14 protein-coding genes are annotated in these 20896 nt (G+C 36.9%); 6 read left to right on the plus strand and 8 right to left on the minus strand.

Annotated features, from left to right (window positions below; all coding sequences use genetic code 11):
- Positions 1-70: 70 nt before the first annotated feature.
- The 5 genes from JOD96_RS07395 to JOD96_RS07415 all read right to left on the minus strand — a co-directional run bounded on the left by JOD96_RS07395 (position 71) and on the right by JOD96_RS07415 (position 5261).
- Positions 71-394, minus strand: coding sequence for a hypothetical protein (locus JOD96_RS07395; protein WP_209563643.1), 324 nt, complete (start codon positions 392-394; stop codon positions 71-73).
- A 62-nt stretch (positions 395-456) separates the two neighbouring features.
- On the minus strand, positions 457-2511 hold the full coding sequence (gene ligD / locus JOD96_RS07400; protein ID WP_209563644.1) for a DNA ligase D: 2055 nt from the start codon (positions 2509-2511) through the stop codon (positions 457-459).
- Positions 2512-3095: 584 nt separating this feature from the next.
- Positions 3096-3275, minus strand: coding sequence for a DUF3606 domain-containing protein (locus JOD96_RS07405; protein ID WP_245188364.1), 180 nt, complete (start codon positions 3273-3275; stop codon positions 3096-3098).
- Positions 3276-3490: 215 nt separating this feature from the next.
- Positions 3491-4213 (minus strand): LytR/AlgR family response regulator transcription factor, encoded by a 723-nt coding sequence (locus JOD96_RS07410; RefSeq protein ID WP_209563645.1) that lies wholly within the window; start codon positions 4211-4213, stop codon positions 3491-3493.
- A 1-nt stretch (position 4214) separates the two neighbouring features.
- Entirely contained in the window at positions 4215-5261 is a 1047-nt protein-coding gene (locus JOD96_RS07415; RefSeq protein ID WP_209563646.1) for a sensor histidine kinase, read from the minus strand.
- Between the two features lie 343 nt (positions 5262-5604).
- On the opposite strand from JOD96_RS07415, the gene JOD96_RS07420 reads away from it, so the two are divergent.
- The 3 genes from JOD96_RS07420 (at position 5605) to JOD96_RS07430 (ending at position 9775) form a co-directional block, all read left to right on the plus strand.
- The gene (locus JOD96_RS07420) at positions 5605-7980 is read left to right on the plus strand and encodes a TonB-dependent receptor (RefSeq protein ID WP_209563647.1); all 2376 of its coding nucleotides are present in this window, start codon (positions 5605-5607) and stop codon (positions 7978-7980) included.
- Positions 7981-8013: 33 nt separating this feature from the next.
- Positions 8014-8835 carry a DUF4249 domain-containing protein gene (locus tag JOD96_RS07425; protein WP_209563648.1) on the plus strand — a complete coding sequence of 274 codons (822 nt, stop codon included), beginning with the start codon at positions 8014-8016 and terminating at the stop codon, positions 8833-8835.
- A gap of 70 nt (positions 8836-8905) precedes the next feature.
- Positions 8906-9775, plus strand: a complete 870-nt coding sequence (locus tag JOD96_RS07430; RefSeq protein WP_209563649.1) for an SDR family oxidoreductase — start codon at positions 8906-8908, stop codon at positions 9773-9775.
- 260 nt (positions 9776-10035) lie between these two features.
- On the opposite strand, the gene JOD96_RS07435 is transcribed toward JOD96_RS07430, so the two are convergent.
- The 3 genes from JOD96_RS07435 to JOD96_RS07445 all read right to left on the minus strand — a co-directional run bounded on the left by JOD96_RS07435 (position 10036) and on the right by JOD96_RS07445 (position 15372).
- A complete protein-coding gene (locus tag JOD96_RS07435; protein ID WP_209563650.1) occupies positions 10036-11577 on the minus strand; it encodes a hypothetical protein in 1542 nt (513 codons plus the stop codon).
- A gap of 423 nt (positions 11578-12000) precedes the next feature.
- Positions 12001-12738: a hypothetical protein gene (locus JOD96_RS07440; RefSeq protein ID WP_209563651.1), complete on the minus strand. Its 738-nt coding sequence runs from the start codon at positions 12736-12738 to the stop codon at positions 12001-12003.
- 381 nt (positions 12739-13119) lie between these two features.
- Positions 13120-15372: an ATP-binding cassette domain-containing protein gene (locus JOD96_RS07445; RefSeq protein WP_209563652.1), complete on the minus strand. Its 2253-nt coding sequence runs from the start codon at positions 15370-15372 to the stop codon at positions 13120-13122.
- Positions 15373-15758: 386 nt separating this feature from the next.
- Between JOD96_RS07445 and JOD96_RS07450 the strand changes: the two genes are divergently transcribed.
- The 3 genes from JOD96_RS07450 (at position 15759) to JOD96_RS07460 (ending at position 20893) form a co-directional block, all read left to right on the plus strand.
- Positions 15759-16343, plus strand: a complete 585-nt coding sequence (locus JOD96_RS07450) for an RNA polymerase sigma factor (protein WP_209563653.1) — start codon at positions 15759-15761, stop codon at positions 16341-16343.
- Between the two features lie 89 nt (positions 16344-16432).
- On the plus strand, positions 16433-17374 hold the full coding sequence (locus tag JOD96_RS07455; protein WP_209563654.1) for a FecR family protein: 942 nt from the start codon (positions 16433-16435) through the stop codon (positions 17372-17374).
- Between the two features lie 120 nt (positions 17375-17494).
- Positions 17495-20893: a SusC/RagA family TonB-linked outer membrane protein gene (locus JOD96_RS07460; protein WP_245188365.1), complete on the plus strand. Its 3399-nt coding sequence runs from the start codon at positions 17495-17497 to the stop codon at positions 20891-20893.
- Positions 20894-20896 lie beyond the last annotated feature (3 nt).

Below are 20896 nucleotides of genomic sequence, written 5' to 3' on the forward strand. Positions count from 1 at the left end.
GAGTAATCCTTTTTCTCTGATGTACTTCTTTTTTAAACTATGCTTTCTAAATGCCAATTTTATTTTTTTTCTAATACTCAAGCCTGTTGAGGATAAAGCCTTCAAGTTCCTTATCCACGACATGATCACGCTGGGGAGAGGTTAGTATCTTGCTGTACAGGGTAATATGGTTATCGCTCAAAAAGTCACCAAGATCATTCAGGCACAATAAAAAGGAAGGCCGGGTGGTCTGCCATAAGAGTCTGTTTTCGGAAGTGATGTCGGTAAGTACCATAGTGAACAGGTCCTGTTGCTGAACCTCGTTTGGATCTTTATGCGACGGGATAGTAATAATGATTTCGAAATCGTTGTCTATATCCTTATAAGAGCCAGTTAGAAAGTAAGTTGCAGTCATGGGTATTGTATTTGAGTTAATGTATCAACTGTTTAATTGAGTGGGAAGTTCCAAAATACTGGTTAGAAAAAGAGGCTTTGGGCTTTGCTGAGTGCACTGGCCATATCGATCCCTTTCTGCAGGGCGCCTTTAAAAAGGTCTCCCTCGCTTTTAATCCTGGCCATGGCATTCGATAGGGTAAAATCCTTCATGGCAAGTCCTTTTTTTACCTCTTCCCAATGAAGGGGCATAGATACGGTAGCACCAATTTTTGGACGCAGTGAATAAGGACAGGCTATGGTGGCACCGGGACGGTTCTGCAGGAAGTCCAGGTACATTTTGCCATTGCGGTTTTTGATCTGGCGCTCCATACTGGTAAACTCCGGCAGTTGCTGGTGTACTATGGAAACAATTAGTTTTCCGAACATCTGGGACTGGTCATAGGAATAGGCAGCACCAAGGGGAATATATATGTGGATACCGGTAGATCCCGATGTTTTAACAAATCCGGGTACTTCCATGCCATCCAGTACTTTTTTGACTTGCTGTGCCGCCTGGATGACCTGGTCAAAGGTATTTTGGTCGGGATCAAGGTCAATCACGCAATAATCGGGATTGTCGGGATGCTGTATCCTGCTAAACCAGGGGTTCATCTCAATACAGCCCAAAGAGGCCATATAAAGAAGCGTGGCCTCATCGCCTCCGACCAGAAATTCCTTGTCCTCCCCGTCACTTGTGGTATAAGGAAACGTTTTGGCCCAGTCCGGGGCTTTTCCCTTCACATCTTTCTGATAAAAGCTTGGGCCGTGGATGCCGCCGGGAAAGCGATTGAGTGATAAAGGCCGGTCTTTGAGATACGGTAGGATATATTCCGCCACCTGATAATAGTAATTGAACATATCGCGTTTGGTATAACCGTCTTCCGGCCAGTAGATCTTGCTCAGGTTGCTGAATTTCAAACTGTGCCCTTTGATTTTTTTCACCTGTGATTCCTCTGTGGGATTCAATAATGTTTTTCTGCCGCTGTTTAAAGGCGCAGATACCAGATTGTTTGTAGCATGGTCTGAATCATGTTCTGCATCGGAAAGCACTGCTGCTGTAGGCGCAGCTGTTTCGCGCACAACCTCGGAGGCTTTCTTATCCGAGCGCATCCCTTCAAAAGAAGGATGGCGGAACACGCCGTCGGAGGTCACTTCGGCAAAACTCACCTCGCAAACTAAGGAAGGCTTCAGCCAGGTTGCCTTGGCATGGGGCGGATTGGGACGGAATCTTGAGGGTTTGTTGATGTCGGGCTCTGAGGCAAACGGAATTTTATCTGTAATGAGTGGCAAAAACTGCCCGATCATTTCCTTTTGGAGTTTATCGCTAAATCCGGTACCAACCTTACCGACATATTCCAGACTGCCGTTTTCATACACTCCCAAAAGCAGGGAGCTGAACTGCTTGGAAGAGCCTTCATTTTTTGTAAACCCGCCAATGACTACTTCCTGGCGCTTATTTACTTTTATTTTTAGCCATTCCCTGTTCCGGCTGTCCGGGCTGTAGACAGAGGATGTCTTTTTGGCTATAATGCCTTCAAGGCCCATTTTTTTTGCTGCTGCAAAAAAATCAAGCCCGCCAGAGGTGAACACCTGGCTCAGGCGGATGGTGTCATCACCTGCCGGCAGTATTTCTTTCAAAATGGTCTGCCTGTCGCAAAGAGGAATTCCCATAATGTCCTTGCCATTGTACCACAGAAGGTCAAAAACATAATATACCAGATTGCCGTCTGCTTCGCTTCGCCAGTTCTGAAGAGCACTGAAGTCGGCTTTGCCGTCTTTGCCGATCACTACAATTTCACCATCCAGAACCGCATCAAATGTCCATTGGGAAAGGGCAGCGGTAAGCGGATAATATTTCTCTGCAAAGGATTTGTTGTTGCGTGAAGAAATGGAAACGGATCCTTTATTAATGTAAGCCAGTGCCCGGTAGCCGTCCCATTTGACCTCGTAGGTCCAGTCGGGATCATCAAATGGCTCATTGACCAGCGTAGCCAGCATTGGTTTTATACCGCCAGGCATTTTGGCTCGCCTGCCATTTTTTAACAATGCAGTGATTTTCAATGCATTTTTTCCGGATGTTTCTTTCTTTGTTTTCATCTGGTCTTTAATTTTAATTCAAGAGTACATGCCTTTATAAGGGAAGCTTTCTGGTAGGTAAGCTTCTGCCTGTTTTTTCTTTTAAATGCTAAACCTTTTAAAATTAAAGATATAGGTTCAATATTTTTTATATTATAAGGCACAATTCTTATCTAATTTGCATGGTGATCCTAATGGAATCATCCGTAATTTTATCGTTTTCAACAGTTAGAATCATTAAATATTTTTACATTGATATTGAAATAACAGCTTGCACAAAAATGACAAAAAGCGACATTTCATTGAAAGTCGCTTTTTGTTAAGTAGTTAGGAAAAAGAAGATACCGATAAAATCATCCCCATTGAACCAGTGGTTTTTTACTCACGACCTGTTTTTATTGGATTGATGATTTTTAGTTTTTTCGGTTTTCTCTTTATGGTTTTCGAGTAACTCACGGGCCTGTTTGAGTCCGGTAGCTATAGCGATTCCTTCTTCCACACCGTCCGTAAGCAGGGCATTGGCTATTTCTACTGCCTTTTCCCTTAACCCGGCGGGCTGGTTCTTGTAAGATGGGGGATAATCCCCGTTATACCAGGGCATGATATTAATTATTTTCTGCCAGGTATTTTCTGACTTCTTCTACCTGGGATCCTGCGACCCTCACAGCATCTTTTAATGTCTCCTGTGGCACATTGAACTTCTCAGACCAGTACTGTACCTCATATGATTCGCTGACGTTAATTCGCGTATCATCTGCTTTTCCTGTTTTTGCTTTATCATCCATGATGTTTAAATTAAAGGTTCATCTAAAATTACCCCATAAGATCATAATTCTGTTATATGATGAAGCGGGATTTTTTACAGGATTGCTATGATTTGGGTGGGTTAATTGCGCAAACACTTTGAACAGAAGAAAAAAAGTCAAAATCTTGTATTAGAAAAGGTATAGCTTCATTTCTTTTTATAAAAATAAATGCGCTAGTTACAAGGGAAAAAATATTATTTGTTCAAAATTTTCCTTGTTACAAATTCATTAAAAAAGAAATCCCTGTAAATATTTCCGATTGGTATTTCATTTTTTATAATATATACCGTATTGTTATCTACAGAATCTATTTTATTTACATTGATTATATAAGATTTGCTGACTCTGACAAAGAAACTTTTTGGAAGCAGGTCATGAATAGTCTTGATATTCATCAGGGTAATCACTTTCTGATTTTCCAAATAAAGAACCACGTAATCTTTTAAACCTTCGATAAAAAGAATGTCACTAAAATGCACTTTAAACATTCTGCGGTCTGCCCTTACGAAAATATAATCGTCGGTTATATTTTCTATATTACTGTCTACATGATCAGTATGGAATAATTTGCAATAGGTCTGTGCTTTTTCGACTGCTTTTTGAAAGCGTTCTAATTTTACAGGTTTAATCAAATAGTCAATAGCGTCTACTTCATAACTCTCAGAAGCAAATTCATGAAAAGCGGTGGTAAATACCACTAAAGTGTTTTTTGGAATAGTCCTGGCAAATTCAATTCCGTTCACTCCGGGCATTTGAATGTCAAGAAATATTAAATCAACTGTGTTTTTTGCAAGAAATTCCCTTGTAGCATCTGCTCCGTTAAATGAAGCTATAGATTCCAGATTTTCTGTCTGATAAACCAGTTTTTGGATTGCTTTTCTTGCCAAAGGCTCATCGTCTACTATTATACAGTTCATTTTATAATTTTAAGGTTAAGGTAACACAGTAGTTTTCCAAATTGTCTTCTATTTTCAAATCATGTGTCGAAGGGAACAGGAGTTCCAATCTTCTTTGAATATTGGCCATACCTAATCCACCTGGTTTACTAATTGCTTTTACAGCGGGTTTTGAGTTTATACATTTGAAAAAAAGTTCAGTACGGCGAACATCGAAGAATAAATTTACGTAGGATGATTTCGCAGAGTCATTATTATGCTTTACGGCATTTTCTACAAATGAAATAAATAACAAGGGAGGAACCTGGACACCGCTCAATTCGCCTTCTTTGGATATTAAAAAATTAAAATTATCCCTTCTGACTTTTTCCAGGTTTAAAAAATCTTCTAAAAAATGGATTTCTGAGGTTAATAAAACTTTATCTCTGGAGCTGTCATAAAGCTGATAGCGAAGCAGGTCGCTCAGCTTTACCAAAACCTGCGAAGCTTTTTTAGGATCATCTTCAATTAAGACATTGGCATTATTGAGCATATTAAAAAGGAAATGCGGATTGATCTGATTTTTGAGCTGTTCGAGTTCGGCACCAGCTTTTGCCAGTTCCAGATCATGAATCAGCTGGGCGTCAGATATCCATTGCTGGAATAATTTAATTGCTGCCGATGCTATAATAAGCACCATGATCATAAAGGAATAGGTAAAAAAGTTAATATCGTCATCCTGGTAGGGCAGTAGATCAGGTTTGAAATAATAAGAAGCGATCTGATGTATGATATACGCGAGGATTATGCCTGAAAGCACTGAAAGACTATAATTAAGGTATTTTTTTCTCAATAAAAATTTAGGTACAAAAAAATACATATTACTGTAGACCAATAAAATTATCTGAAAAAAAACAACTATTCGATTATAGGTCTCGAAAGGTTGTACATAGTCGGGCGGACTGTAGTACAAAACAACAATACTAAATGCTATTAGCAGCAAATGACGATGAAACCGAAATTTTTCTGAAATGAAAAACTGAAGCATCCAATTGGTATCCGTAGTTTTTCTGTGTAAAGTTTTATTCATGAGCCTATTTTAGATTTCAAGCAAATGTAGCAATATGCAGAGAATACAAAATTTTACTATACAAAAGCACATTTTTTATATACCAAAATAAGATTTAAAGATAGTAAACCTTTTCTATGAGCCTAAATAATAATATAAAGTCAAAAAAAAGGATAGTTCAATTAGAAATTTTTGCCTAAAAAATCGCGCTTCTTTCGCTGAAATCTTAGTGTGCATTTTTTTTACTATATGAAAAAGCTGCTTTAATATATAAAGTAACGCATTTTGTATATATAAAATAAGCAGGTTCAGCAAAAATATACTTTAGCTGGGAAATGTAACATTTAATCCTAAATTTTAATAAATGAAAAGCAGAATCCAACCCTTTCTATTACTCTTTTTTGCCTTTGTAGTAAATACATATTCGCAGGAAAAAATTACTCTTAGCGGCACAATAGCCAATGAATCCAGTAACGAAACATTAATTGGTGTAAACATTTACGTTCCGGAAGCTAAAGTAGGCATTACAACTAATTCTTACGGATTTTATACCATGACGCTGCCAAAAGGTACTTACAATATTATCATAAGTTACATGGGTTTTAATAATATCGAAGAAACTATTACGCTGACCGAAAACACAAAAATGAACTTTGGGATGACAGAAGTTAGTAAAACACTGGATGAAGTTGTAATTAAAAGCAATACAACAAAAGCAAACATCCGAAAGCCTGAAATGAGTACCAATAAACTCTCTATCGCCACGATAAAAAAGATGCCGGCCGTTTTGGGCGAAGTGGATGTCTTGAAATCTATATTACAGCTTCCCGGGGTTACGAATGCGCAGGAAGGCGCGTCCGGCTTTAATGTCAGGGGAGGTTCTGTCGATGGAAATCTGGTGCTGCTTGATGAAGCCGTTGTTTACAATACCTCGCATTTATTCGGATTCTTTTCTGTTTTTAACTCCGATGTAATCAAAGATTTAAAGCTTTACAAAGGCGGTATTCCCGCTAATTTTGGAGGACGTATATCCTCAGTTCTGGATATTTATCAAAAAGAAGGAAACAATAAAGAGTTTCATGTCAACGGGGGTATTGGATTAGTCTCAAGCCGACTGCTTGTTGAAGGCCCTATCGTTAAAGAAAAAAGTTCTTTTGTGGTTGCGGGGAGAGGATCTTACGCACATCTTTTTATGAAACTGGCAGATGAACCAAGTTCCGCCTTTTTCTACGATTTGAACACCAAGTTCAATTACAAATTCAATGATAGAAATAATGTTTTTGTATCAGGATACTTTGGTAACGATAACATTGATTTTAATAACAGTTTTATAAACACCTACGGTAATAAACTTTTTAACGTAAGGTGGAACCATATATTTTCAGATAAGATTTTCTCTAATGCATCTGCCATTTACAGTGATTACGACTATCAGATTAAAGTAAAAACCGTGGGGCTTAACTGGAAATCAGATGTGAAAAATTATAATTTTAAATATGACTTTAAACATTATTTTTCAAACAACCTGACTTTAAATTATGGCCTAAATTCAATTTACTACAGCTTTAATCCTGGAACAATCAGGCCGTATGGAGATACTTCAGCTATCAATCCGGACCAGCTGGCCAAAAAATATGCTTTTGAGAATGCGGTATACATCAGTGCCGAACAAAACCTTTCTGAAAAATTATCACTGAATTATGGACTTCGCTACAGTAATTTTCAAAGATTAGGCCCTCAGGAAGTGTACACCTATGCCAATAATCAGCCGGTTGTTTTCAATCAGCAGTTCCAGATCTACGAAGAGGCTGATCCAACAGGAACAATAAACAATAAGAAAAACAAAAAGATAGCAAGTTTTGACAATCTGGAGCCAAGACTAGCCGTTGCTTATTCGCTAAACAATGACCAATCCATCAAGGCCAGCTACAATAGAATGAGCCAATATGTGCATTTAATTTCAAATACTGCTTCTGCAACTCCGCTTGATATCTGGGCGCCTAGTGACCAATACCTTAAGCCAGAAATTTTAGACCAGGTAGCATTGGGGTACTTTCACAATTTTAAAGACGATAAATATTCCCTGGAAGCTGAAACTTTCTATAAAAAAGTAAAAAACAAGGCAGATTATATTGACGGCGCAGATTTACTTGGAATTGATGCTGTAGAAAGAGTGCTTTTAAACGGAGAGGCAAGATCGTATGGCTTGGAAATGATGTTCAAAAAAAATACAGGAAAGCTGACGGGCTGGGTTTCCTATACTATTTCTAAAGCAGAACAAAGAACACCAGGCAGGAGTGCAGATGAGCCGGGCATAAATGACGGGAAATGGTACAGGGCAAATTATGACAAACTTCATAATTTATCTGTTACCGGTGCCTATGCTTTCAATCCCAAATGGACATTTGGAGGTATTTTTACTTTCCAGAGCGGAAAAGCAGCAACGTTTCCTAATGGAAAATACCAATATCAGGGTATTACTGTTTCGAGTTACGGAACAAGAAATGACGATTCCTTATCTGCATACCACCATTTAGATGTATCTGCAACCTATACTCCTAAACCCGACAAGAAAAACGGATGGCAGGGTGAATGGAATTTCAGTATCTACAATCTTTACAGCAGAAGCAATGCAGCATCTTACAGTTTCAGACAAAATGAAGATACAGGAGCAAGCGAGACAAGAAGAATATCCATTTTTGGTATTGTTCCGAGTGTAAGCTACAACTTCAAATTTTAAAAAATAAATAACAGACTTTTAAAAAGATATAAAATGAAACTATTACAAAAAATTCTCATACTATCCGCAGGACTGCTTTTGACAGGATGTGAAGACGTTATTAATGTGGATCTCGATACAGCAGCACCAAGACTGGTTATCGATGCGTCTATAGACTGGGTAAAAAATACGCCGGGCAATGAACAAAAGATTGTCTTGTCGACTACAACAGGATATTACAGTGCAGAATTCCCGACCGTTTCCGGAGCGGTAGTTACTGTAACAAACGCATCAAATACGGTCTTTGAATTTGTAGAAACTCCCGGAACAGGACAATATGTCTGCAGTAATTTCCTTCCTGTTATAGGCCAGACCTATAACTTAAAAATTGTTTTGAATGGGCAGACCTATACTGCTTCGGAAACATTGACAGCTGTGCCTGAACTTGAAGATAATATTGAGCAGAACGACAAGGGAGGTGATACCGGTGATGAAATTGAAATAACATTTTACTATCACGATGATGCAGGTCAGGCAAATGCTTATCTAAACAGTATTACCCAGCCATACACACCTTTTCCCGAGCTTGAAGTAGAAGATGATGAGCATACTAATGGTAACGTAATGCAGGAGTCCTATTCTTCTGAAGATTTAAAACCTGGGGACCAGATAGACATAAGACTGTATGGGATTTCAAAAAGCTATTACAATTACATGTTCAAATTAATTGTGGCTTCTGGTAATGATGGCAGCCCTTTTCCAACCGTACCAAGTGCAGTTCGTGGTAATATTGTCAATCAGACCGACAGCAAGAACTACGCTTTTGGCTATTTCAGGCTGGCAGAAATGGATATAAAAAACTATATCGTTAAGTAATTTAAGTTATTTCAAATGCGGTAAAATGCAGTTTTTATCGCATTTTAACTTTTACAAATTCAGTTTAAAAATGGACAAGATATTGGTAACCGGTGCAAACGGACATTTTGGAAAAGGGGTGGTGAAAGCCTTACTCCATAATGGATTAGAGAAAAGAAACATTTATGCAATGGTAAGGAACAAAACCAAGGCATCAGAATTGCAATCTTTAGGCATTAATGTTGTTTTTGGAGATTATGAAGATTATGATTCTTTGCTCACAGCATTTGCAGGTATAGACAAACTTCTTTTTGTTTCCGGAAGTGACTTAAGGAACCGTGCCACACAGCACAAGCTGGTTGTCAAAGCAGCCAAGAATGCCGGGGTAAAGCATATTTACTATACCAGTCAGCAGCACAAAAGTGACGATCGGGATTCGCCTATTTATTTTATTATAAAATCACATTTGGCGACAGAAATAGCTATTATGAACAGCGGTATGAATTTTACAATTATAAGAAATGCTTTGTATATGGATATGCTTCCTGAATTTCTAGGTGAAAAAGTTGTAGAAGACGGTATTTTCCTGCCGGCAGGGCAGGGTAAAATTGCTTTCACGCTCCGAAGCGAGATGGCAGAAACCGCAGCGGTTATTTTGACATCGCAGGGTCATAAAAATAAGGTTTATGAGATATCGGGCAGCAGTATTTCCTTCACAGAAATTGCCCAGAAAATTTCTGAAATAAAAGGACACAATATTACCTATCTGAGTCCCGATCCAAAAGCATTCATAAATGCAGCCGTAAAGAAAGGTGCACCAAGAATGCTGATAAAAATGCTCGCGGGCTTTGCGCAGGCAGCTCGAATTGGAGAACTGGAAAGCGAAAGCCCGCACATGGAAAAAATTCTGGGAAGAAAGCCTTCGCAGGTCAATGATTTTTTACAACAGATATACAGTTGAAAGAAATTATTCTGGCTCTATGATGTCAATATAAAGACTTCATATTTTGTTTGTTTTGGTTAACGGAAAATGCTGAAAATTCAAAAGTTCAGCATTTTTTTTAAATAAACACTTTACCTGTAAAAATAGAAGATACCGAGGGCTTTTTAAAAACAATTTTTACAGCTTAAATTTATATTAGATATTCTTTATATACACGACATTTGAGTTGGTCACTTTTACCAGAATTTGCAACCATTTGTATTTAGAATATACTTTTTTTAATTATCGCAGAACGAACCAATTTGCTTTAAATGCCTTTCAGTCTGGTATTTATTAAAGTTATCCCATTTTGGAGCGGTACTTGTTTTTTGTCCGTACATTGCATCCAGGCAAATGTTGTTGTCCTTGTATTTGTCATGTAAAACAGCCAAAATTTTAAAGAAAAATTCATCCAGCATGATGATGGCTTCAAATTCTGATTTTAGAGTACCGTAATTAGAATCTGAAGGATTTAACAGCTGCAGTAAATTTAAAAGCTCTGTCTTTTCTTCTTCATTGATTTCAGTGGCATAACCCATTTTTAAGGTTTTAAAGACCAGGTTATTCCAGACTTTGCTATCATGTCCCCATTGCACATCAGGCAGGTTCAGGGAATGTTCGCAAATTAGAATAATAGAAAAAAGAACATCATTTAAATACTCCGCCGGAAATTCGTCAAAGCTTCTGAATTCGAAACCGCTCTGGTACATTTTTTCCTGATTAAAATCAAGCCCCACTTCCGAAAGCATTTCATATTCCATGTCGGCTTCAATCTGATCGCGCCACCAGATGTTTTCTTCTTTTGCAAATTTCAGCAGTTTTCTAAAATTGTCTACCTTATAGGTTAGAATTTTACCTTTTGGCATTGATTTGTTATAAGTTCCAACACCTATGTAACGGGACATGGCATTTCGCATGGAGCCCAAAGTAAATTTTTTGTCTAAACTGTATTTATCACTGATCACGCCCATAATATCAGGGCTTCCGAGCGTGGATATGAAAAAAGGCTCAAACCACTGTAATAAGTAAATAGCGTTGCTATGTGTTTTTTCAAAATCATTGTAATCCACAATTCTGCTGTCTTCTGTTAATGTCGGTAAGGTAATATGAAAATGGTAAGTTCCGTTATTGAACAAAACCAGGTTTTCCTGATTGGTCATAAACATATTAAGGCCGTTGTTGTAATCCGGAAAATTTAATTTCCCGTTTACCACAGACGATTCGTTGATTTTATCCAAAAACAGTTTTTTGGTCGCTTTCAATTCTTTGCAGGAATCAGTAATTGTTCTGTTTTCAAAATATTTGGTTACAAATTCAATGGAATCACCGTCAAAATGCACAGATCCCATCGTTTTGTTTCTCTGGGTAATCATACTCTGAATGTTGTATGGCTGGTCTTCAAGGAAAAGTTCCATAATCGATTTGCCTAGATATTCCGGATTTTCAATCGGTTCTGCGATCGTCTCACCAGCTTGCGTATCAATTAATGTTTTTACTGGCGATAATGTCTTGTGCTGATAATTGATATCGAGCTTTTCCAGCGAATGACTGTTCATCATTCGGCTTACTTTATAGCTTTCAGTCAGATTAAAAGCTTTTTTCAGCATAGGAGCCAGGCTTTCGGGTTTATAGCATTTTCTATAATCAATACTATATTTCTCAAAACCAATTTTTTCTTGTATAAATTCACCAGAAACTATTAGAGGTTCTTCAAACTGCATGTAGGTTTCGTTTTCCAGTCCTATTCCCCAATAATATTTTTTTGTCTGATTGTCTTTCATTTATACTTACTTTCTTTCTTAAGGTTAATTATAATTTTTAAAGCATTATTTCATTTGAAGGTACAAATCCGTGTATATAAGTGACAGGAAACCTATAACGGATTAAGCACATTATTGCCTCCATTATAAAAAGTTTTTTGTTTACTTTTAAAATATAGGAATTTGTATTTTAGATATTTCGCACTTTTATCGAAGGAAAGATCAAATAAAGGAGTAAATTTTTGTAATAGGATTATAAAATTACCAGTGTATTAATCGCTTTGTATCAATAATTTAAGCAAGGGAACGGCTAAATCACAACTTTTGCTGCTCTTGTTTTTTCTAAGTTGCAAAAGTAGTTTTTTATTATCGTATTTACAAGTAGTTATCTCGTTGATAATCAATATTTTTTTAAATGTTTAACGATATAGCGAATTGCGTTTTTTATTCGTGATAATAAAATACATAAGAGGAATACAAATCATCATTCCACCAGTCTTTTCTCACCTCCGAAAAGTAATTGTAATTCAGTTTTCCTGCCTGTGACTGCAGCGGATATACAACAACGCCATTTTCGCGGTACGCTTTATGCAGTTCTGTTTCAGGAACCACGGGAACAATGTGTCCGGAGAGACCTTTTTCTCTTCTCTTGGCGCAGATTATTCCAATTCCGCCATGGGCATTAACCTTCTGCTGGATTTCTTCAGCTGTAAACATTCTTTCCCATCCAAAATTTTGTCCCCATTCTAAAAACCAGTCGTGTATGGCACTAGAATAGATGCGGTCTACGGTTTGTCCAAAAACAGCGTCTACATCTTGTCCCTGTATAATTTTTTCCAGGGATTCGGGAGTCCACCAAACGGTTGGGACATATACTTTAGCGAAATAGCAATAATCATAAGAGTATACATTGCAATAAGTGTCTTCTACAGTTCTTTGATATCTAAGACTCGTTTCAACGTCCAGTTTATCGATTATTCTGGCAATACTTTCTTTTTTACTCGCTGTATCTGTAAGGTCCCTGTAAGGAATGGCAGAATCCATTAGCGGTTTTTCTTTCATTTCCATAGAATCCAGCCGCGATTGCAGATCTGGTAACAAATTGGCTTTCTTAATTTGAATATTCGATAGTGTATGACCATCTAAAGGTAACGATGCTACTGTTACAGTATGTTTTTCCATCTTGACTGCTTAAAATTAATTGACCTGACACTGCTAAATTGATTAATTATACAGCGAAATTTGATTAGCCAGCGGGTAAATGTAAGGATTTTAAGTTGCTAAAGAGTTTTAGAAAAAGACAAATTACAGAAAATTGTGTGCTTACTTTAATTGTTTGGTCTTTTTAAATACAAAAAAACATAGCATTTAGTATGCCTTTTGCTTTTGAAACTATGATAGATTTCGTTAATCTTTGTCCTTTTCACTTCCTCTTCATACTTAAATCCGCCTTAACTTTTTTTACCATTATGGGTTTTTGAAAAGATTGAAAAAGTGACCTTTTATTCAAGAAAAGGGGAATGGATTTATTAATGTCTCAAATAAACAGGTAAAATGTCCTTTTTATAATCTCAAATGTTTTTTAATGTATTTTGCAGTAAAGGATTTTTTATTTTTAAGGAGTTCTTCAACTGTTCCTTCAAAAATAATATTCCCTCCATATTTTCCTGCACCAGGTCCAATGTCAATAATCCAATCTGCCTGAGCAATAACATCCAGATTATGTTCTACAATAATTAAGGTGTTGTTTTTTTGCAGTAATTTATCGCAAAATAAAAGTAGTTTCTGTGTATCACTTGGATGCAATCCGGTAGTTGGTTCGTCTAAAATAAGAACTTTATTTGCATTATTTAACTCTTTCGTTAGTTTTAAACGTTGCCTTTCACCACCCGAAAAGCTGCTCAATCGTTGGCCTAAGGTTAAATAGTCTAAGCCAAGTTCGATTAAAACATCGAAATGTTCGGTGAATGATTTATCATTAAAAAAGAGATAAGCTTCTGTAATAGTCATATTCATTACATCGACAATATTTTTTTTATTATAAGAATATTGCAACACTTTTGGTTCAAATCCAGAGCCATTACAAACTTCGCAAATTTGCTCTATATCATCCATAAAAGCTAAATCAATTCTCTCAATTCCGGATCCTTTACAGTTTTTGCAGCCACCTTCACTATTACTGCTAAATAATTTATCTGAAACGTTATTAGCTTTTGCAAACAATTTTCTTACTGTGTCAGACAGACCCAGATAAGTCAGTAAATTTGATCTGAAACTTGCTGTAAATAAAGATTGGTCTATTACGGTTACATTTTTATATAAATCAGGAATCACTTTACCGATTAGTGTACTTTTCCCCGAACCTGCAATTCCTGTTACTACTGTCATTACATGTTTTGGAATTTTAACACTAACATCATTAAGATTATGCATAGTAGCATTCTTAATTTCCAAATATCCCTGGGCAATTTTTGGGTTATTGTTCATAACAGGTATTCTGGCAAAATACAATCCTGTTTTCCCTTCTGATTTTTTGAGATCTTCAAAAGTGCCTTCAAAAATGATTTCTCCGCCATTTTTTCCCGATCCGGGCCCCATATCAATTATCCAATCTGCAATCTTAATCAAATCAGGATCATGCTCTACAATTAAAACAGTGTTTCCTTTATCCCTGATTTGCTGAATTATCGAAGAAATATTTTGTAAATCTTTTGGATGAAGTCCAATACTTGGCTCATCAAACACGTAAAGTAAATCGACCAAACTGTTGCCCAGGTTTCTAACCATTTTTATTCGTTGTGACTCTCCTCCCGAAAGTGTGTCTGTTCGCCTGTCTAGGGTTAAATACTGCAACCCAATGTTTATGATGTTTTCTAATTTTTTTGTAAGTTCATTTAATATAACTTCATAAGATTTAGTTTTTATCCGGCAAATAAAATCAAGAAGTTCATCCACTGAAAGCGCTGTGCAGTCAGCAATATTCTTATCATTTATTTTGCACGACAGAATTTTATTATTTAATCTTTTACCATTACACACCGGACATTCTTTGGTTCTGATAATCTCCTGAAGATCTTTTTTCCGTGTCAGATTTTCTTTTGAATCCTTTTTTAAAAATGCTTTTTCAATTCTGGGAACCACGCCTTCGTAGTTTACAGTTTTCCCCCATTCCTTACTTGGTTTTTTAGGTTTGTGTTCTGTTGCATAAAGTAATGTTTCCCATTCCTGATTAGTGTAATCTTTCAGTTTTTTATCATTATCAAAATAACCTGATAGGGTATACCTTGTTAAGCGCCAGCCACCTGGCTGAAAGGTTGGGAATTTTATAGCACCTTCATTTAATGATTTATTTTTATCTATCAGCACATTAATATTTACACTTTGTATAAAACCCAATCCTTCACAATTTGGGCACATTCCTTGTGGATTATTGAATGAAAACACATTCGAATATCCAACAAATGGTTCGCCAATGCGCGAAAAAAGTAGCCGTAATGATGCATATATATCCGTTGCTGTACCCATTGTAGATCGAGCATTTCCGCCCAATCTTTTTTGGTTGATGATAATTGGAACATTCAGATTTTCTATTTTATCGACATCAGGAATCCCAAAATGCTGCAATCTATTACGTATAAAACTATTTTGTGTTTCATTAATCTGTCGTTGGGCTTCGGCTCCTATGGTTTCAAAAACAAGAGAGGATTTTCCAGAACCTGATACACCAGTAAAAACGGTAATTTTGTGTTTAGGAATATTTAATGATATGTTTTTAAGATTATTTTGTCGGGCATTTATTATTACAATACTTTCCATAAATAATTTTAGTTAACTTGAATAATTAACTAAGTTAATGATCATTTTTTATGAATAAAACCGAAAAATATTTTTTTAACGTTTTTGGATTTGTATTATTCCATACAGGTAAATTTTATAAAGTTTCGAACCTAAATTCGGCAGGCCTTGTTTTTTCCGCGATTCTATTTTTCAAAATACTTGTGGCAATGTATAGGCAAGGTTATCTATAATATGGCGCCGTCAGGGTCACCTGTAGAAGTAATGCTAACTTAATAGTAGAATTATTGTTTAAAGATAAGGGAGATCTAATTTGAATTTTTGTAATCCATTAATTTAACATAAAGATAAATCTACTTTTTAGGTATTCTTTGTGTGTTAGTTTTCATTTGTGTTTTTAAAGCAATATGAAAAATTATTTTTTGCAAATGTCTGATGAGGAACTCCAGAAATTGATTTTTAAGGAAAACCATGATGCATTTGCAATTATTTTCGATCGATATTGGAAGAAGTTGTATACTTATGCTTTTAAGATTTATAAGGACGAAGAAATCTGTGAAGACATCGTTCAGGAAATTTTTATCAGTCTGTGGAAGAACTCAGGAAATACAGTCATTCTCAATCTCGAAGCCTACCTTTTCAGGGCTGTAAAATACAAAATTGCCAATCACATCAGAAGCTTAAAATTTGACCGCGAGCATATCGAAGTGCTGGAAACCATTTCGGAGCCGAACCATACGGTGGATCATATCGAATACATTGAATTCGAGAAAGGTATCATGAACCAAATCAGTCAATTGACACCAAAGTGCCGGGAAGTTTTTTTACTAAGCCGAATGGAGCAATTTTCGAATGCTGAAATTGCAGAAAAATTAAATCTTTCAATTCATACCGTTGAAAAACATATCAGTAATGCCTTAAAACAATTACGTGATAAAGGACATCATTATGCCCTGCTTTTTTACTGGACAACTCTTCTTTATGTTAACTAAAAAAGTACTGTTTTAAGAAAACGTTAAGCCTGCTTTTTCGACTACTTGTCTTAATCAAAATTGGTGACTTATCTATAAAAGCACTCATTTTGAAAAAAGAAACCCTTTTGCTACTGGCAAAAAAATACACAGACGGTACTTGCACACCGGAAGAAAAAACGGCAGTTGAAGCCTTTTTTGATAAGATGCAGGATAATTCAACAATCGGTTTGCAGCAATTGCCTGATGTAAAAGGAGATATTATTCTTGGAAAAATAGTCCATGAATTACAAACCAAAAAACAATCTGCAAAATTCAGATTTAATAAAGCCCTAAGAATCGCCGCGATTTTGATTGTTGCATTGGCAGTTTCTTTTTCAGTTATCAAATTTACCCTGACGCCAAAAGAGATCATTCAGATTGCCCATAAAGGAGAAAAGAAAGAAGTTTTGCTGCAGGATGGAAGTGTGGTAGTCCTGAACTCCAACAGTAGTATTACCTATCCGGAAAAATTTGGGGACACCCGAAATATAAAACTTAGCGGAGAGGCGTATTTTAAGGTTTTTCGAGATATTAAAAGACCTTTTATAGTACAAACGCATGATGTAAAAGTCAGAGTACTGGGTACTTCATTTGATATCAACTCCTATAAACACAGATCGACCAAAGTAAGTGTCCTTACCGGAAAAGTTGAAGTCAGTTCTGCTTCAGGAAACAAAGTGGTTATTGTTAAAAACCAACAAGCTGATCTAAAGCGCAATGCTAATTTTCATATCTCAGCAGATGATAGTTCAGATGGAATAGCCTGGGCCAGCAATACCATTATTCTTAAAAATACAACGCTTTCTGAAACCGCAAAAATTATTGAGAACTGGTACAATGTCGACATCACATTTGAAGATCAGGAAATCAAAAAATTGACTATTTCCGGAAAGTTTAAAGATGAAAAATTAGAAAATGTACTGGAAAGTATTGCCTTTTTGAAACAGCTAAAAATAATTTACATAACCCAAAACCAAATTGTTATAAGAAGAAAGACATCTCAAGAGTAAACAATAAACCCGCTTCCGGTGCAACGGAAACGGGCATTAAAAAAAAGACTACAAATAGAAATTTATAGCCCAATAGTAATGAACACGAAACTACAATTTTTTTTCAATAACTATATGAAGATGAAAAATCTTTATATACTGATAACAATCTTTTTGACCCTTCCGGCATTTGCCATTACAAATTCGAAAAAAGAAAGCCAAATCAGCTTAAATCTGAAGGATGCCACAATTACAGAATTTTTTAAAGTGATTGAACAAAAAACAGCATTCACTTTTGTTTTTGATGAAAAAATATCGGGAACTTCTCAGCGCATCACGATTTTTGCTGAAAAGGAAAGCCTTGATAACATCCTTTTAAAAATCTCAGAAAGAACCGGATTTTCTTTCAAAAAAATTAACAATACTATTATTGTAACCAAAAACGCGCGCGTGCAAATGAACGTACGCGGTAAAGTTCTTGATGAAAGCGGTTTTCCAATTCCGGGCGCTACTGTTCTTGAAAAAGGCACAAACACCAGTACTTTGACGGACATGGAAGGAAATTTCAACTTTGCAGTGTCAGGTTCCTCAGCCGTTCTTACGGTTTCTTATCTGGGATATCTTTCACAAGATGTTACAGTGAGTAATTCTTTCCTTACCATTACCATGAAAGTGAGTACAAGTGAGTTAAATGAGGTTGTGGTAACGGCTTTAGGAATAAAAAGAGAAGAAAAACGTCTTGGATTTTCGCAACAAACGATCAAATCAGAAAGTCTGTCTCAGGCCAGATCGAATAACTGGTCGTCTGCCTTAAAAGGAAAAGTGGCAGGATTGAGCATCACTTCTGCAGGTTCAGGACCCATTAACTCACAGCAGATTACCTTGAGAGGAAACAGATCGCTAAGCCCAAAAGGAAATTATGCACTTATAGTGGTAGACGGAGTACCGGTAAATGCAGAAATGACAACTTCTGGTTCATCGAGCGCCTATATGGGAGAAGATTCGCCAATTGATTATGGTAACGGAATCTCTGATCTTAACCTTGATGATATTGAAAGTGTAACAGTACTGAAAGGTGCCGGTGCAACGGCGCTTTACGGAAGCCGTGCTGCCAATGGTGCATTGATCCTGACCACAAAATCAGGTAAGAAAAACAAAGGGCTTGGAATTTCATATAGTACCAGTGCTGCTTTTGATAAAGTTCAGCGATGGCCGGATTATCAATACAGGTACGGGCAGGGAACAGGAAATTCGCGTGATGCCCAGGGAAACCAGTATTATTCTTATGGCAATTCTGTCGACGGAACAAGTACCAGTGGAACCAGCAGTGCTTGGGGACCTGCTTTCACCGGACAAAATTTCTATCAATATGATCCTTCAGTCGAAGGGCAATCAGCAGACAGGGTTCCGTGGGTAGCTTATAAGGACAATCGGAAGGATTTCTGGAATACCGGAATAACTTTAAATAACAACATTTCTATACAGGGAGGCGATGATAAAGGATCGATGCGTCTTTCATTAGGCCGTCAGAAAAACGAATGGATTATGCCTAACACGGGTTTTGACAGGGTAACAGCTGCTATCAATGCCAATTATCAGGTGTCGGATAAAATCAAATTGGGAACTACGGTAAACTATAATACAAGAAATAGTGATAATCTGCCTTCTACAGGATATAACAATGGTTCTATTGCTTATTTCATGATTTTCCAACAACCCAACATTGACCTGGATTGGTATCGTCCGATTTGGGAGAAGGGAAAAGAACAAATTCAGCAGTTGCATCCTTTCAGTTCTTTTATTGACAATCCTTATTTGATCGCTTATGAAGCTACCAATACGCTAAACAGTGATCAGATCGTGGGGAATATTTTTGCCAATATCAAATTATCATCCAATCTGGATTTAATGGTTCGTTCAGCTTTGAATACCTACAATCAGACGAGAGAACAAAAAAGACCTTATAGTATCAACCGATATGCAAAAGGTTTTTATGAAAGACAGGATGTATACAAACAGGAAATGAATACGGACTTTTTACTTTCGTATAAAAAGAATTTCGGAAGCAAATTCGCTCTGGCAGCTTCAGCCGGAGGAAATGCCATGAGTTATAAATACAGAAGAACAGAGGCCGAAGTAACAGGTTTAGTAGTTCCTGGAGTTTATAAACTTTCAAACGGATCAAGCGCACCGATTTTAACTTTAGGTGATGCTTATAAAAAAATGAACAGTCTTTATGGATTAGTTTCCTTTTCTTATGGCGAAATACTTTTTGTAGATGTTACAGGAAGAAATGACTGGACCAGTACATTGCCGGTAGAAAACAATTCATTTTTTTATCCGTCTGTCAATACCAGTTTAATCATTTCAGAAATGGCGGCTATGCCAAAAGCGATTGATTATTTAAAATATAGATTTTCGTATGCGCAGGTTGGTAATGATACCGAACCTTATAAAACGCAAAAGTATTATGGGCAAAGTGCATTTCCAAGTTCGGCCCAGACTTTAACCGTTTTATATAATGATCATTTTAAACCGGAAATTACCACCAGTTTTGAAACAGGTTTCGAAATCAGAATGCTTCAGAATCGCCTGACCCTTGACGCAACGGTTTATGAGAGCAGCACAAAAAATCAAATTATTGATATTCCGATGGATTTTTCAACGGGTTATAGCGGCGCTGTATTAAACGGAGGCGAAGTGAGGAATCGTGGTATCGAGCTTGTGCTTGGTGGGAAATTTATAGACCATAAAAATTTCAAATGGAATGCCAGCGTAAACTGGTCTCGCAATTGGAATAAAGTAATGGAACTGGCAGAAGGAATCGACGGACAGCAGATTATTGGTTCAGGAGGAACAGCTTCGATCATTGCAAAAGTAGGAGGGACTACAAGTGCCATTTATGGTTTTGGTTTCGTAAGATCACCAGACGGACAGATTGTTTATGACAATGCAGGACTTCCGGCTTATCCGGAGCAAATACAATATATTGGAGATGCTAGTCCGGATTGGAAAGCGGGTTTAACCAATACTTTTAATATTGGAAACTTCACCATGAATGTAACGATTGACGGGCAATATGGCGGGATGCTGTATTCAATGACGCACCACAAACTTGCGGAGCAGGGTAAATTGAATTCTACTGAAATAGGAAGAGCAGAAGGCTTCATCATTGGAGACGGTGTGATTCAGAATGCAGATGGAACTTATTCGCCAAACACAAAGAAAGTGGCTACGGCAGACTGGTATGTTCGTTACTACAGGAGAGCCAATATTGAATCGAATTCTTTTGATGCTTCTTATGCGAAACTGCGTGAAATTAGCCTTCAATATGCCATGCCGAAAAAATGGCTTAAAAATACAGGCCTGCAATCGGTTCAGTTTTCTGTTTTCGCAAGAGATTTAGCTGTGATTTCAGATTTTCCAATCTATGATCCCGAAACGGCGGCATTAAACGGAGATACTATTTTGCCTGGTGTAGAGACAGGACAAATGCCTTCACCAGCTACTTATGGTTTTAATTTAAGTTTGACTTTATAATAA

It is taken from the genome of Flavobacterium sp. 1355, assembly GCF_017833415.1.
In the GTDB taxonomy this organism is placed as follows: Bacteria; Bacteroidota; Bacteroidia; order Flavobacteriales; family Flavobacteriaceae; genus Flavobacterium.

What these genes read in the sequence shown, in the direction of transcription:
- JOD96_RS07395 (WP_209563643.1), bottom strand. Translation starts at nt 394, where the DNA reads ATGACTGCAACTTACTTTCTAACTGGCTCTTATAAGGATATAGACAAC.
- ligD (WP_209563644.1), bottom strand. Translation starts at nt 2,511, where the DNA reads ATGAAAACAAAGAAAGAAACATCCGGAAAAAATGCATTGAAAATCACT.
- JOD96_RS07405 (WP_245188364.1), bottom strand. Translation starts at nt 3,275, where the DNA reads ATGGATGATAAAGCAAAAACAGGAAAAGCAGATGATACGCGAATTAAC.
- JOD96_RS07410 (WP_209563645.1), bottom strand. Translation starts at nt 4,213, where the DNA reads ATGAACTGTATAATAGTAGACGATGAGCCTTTGGCAAGAAAAGCAATC.
- JOD96_RS07415 (WP_209563646.1), bottom strand. Translation starts at nt 5,261, where the DNA reads ATGAATAAAACTTTACACAGAAAAACTACGGATACCAATTGGATGCTT.
- JOD96_RS07420 (WP_209563647.1), top strand. Translation starts at nt 5,605, where the DNA reads ATGAAAAGCAGAATCCAACCCTTTCTATTACTCTTTTTTGCCTTTGTA.
- JOD96_RS07425 (WP_209563648.1), top strand. Translation starts at nt 8,014, where the DNA reads ATGAAACTATTACAAAAAATTCTCATACTATCCGCAGGACTGCTTTTG.
- JOD96_RS07430 (WP_209563649.1), top strand. Translation starts at nt 8,906, where the DNA reads ATGGACAAGATATTGGTAACCGGTGCAAACGGACATTTTGGAAAAGGG.
- JOD96_RS07435 (WP_209563650.1), bottom strand. Translation starts at nt 11,577, where the DNA reads ATGAAAGACAATCAGACAAAAAAATATTATTGGGGAATAGGACTGGAA.
- JOD96_RS07440 (WP_209563651.1), bottom strand. Translation starts at nt 12,738, where the DNA reads ATGGAAAAACATACTGTAACAGTAGCATCGTTACCTTTAGATGGTCAT.
- JOD96_RS07445 (WP_209563652.1), bottom strand. Translation starts at nt 15,372, where the DNA reads ATGGAAAGTATTGTAATAATAAATGCCCGACAAAATAATCTTAAAAAC.
- JOD96_RS07450 (WP_209563653.1), top strand. Translation starts at nt 15,759, where the DNA reads ATGAAAAATTATTTTTTGCAAATGTCTGATGAGGAACTCCAGAAATTG.
- JOD96_RS07460 (WP_245188365.1), top strand. Translation starts at nt 17,495, where the DNA reads ATGAAAAATCTTTATATACTGATAACAATCTTTTTGACCCTTCCGGCA.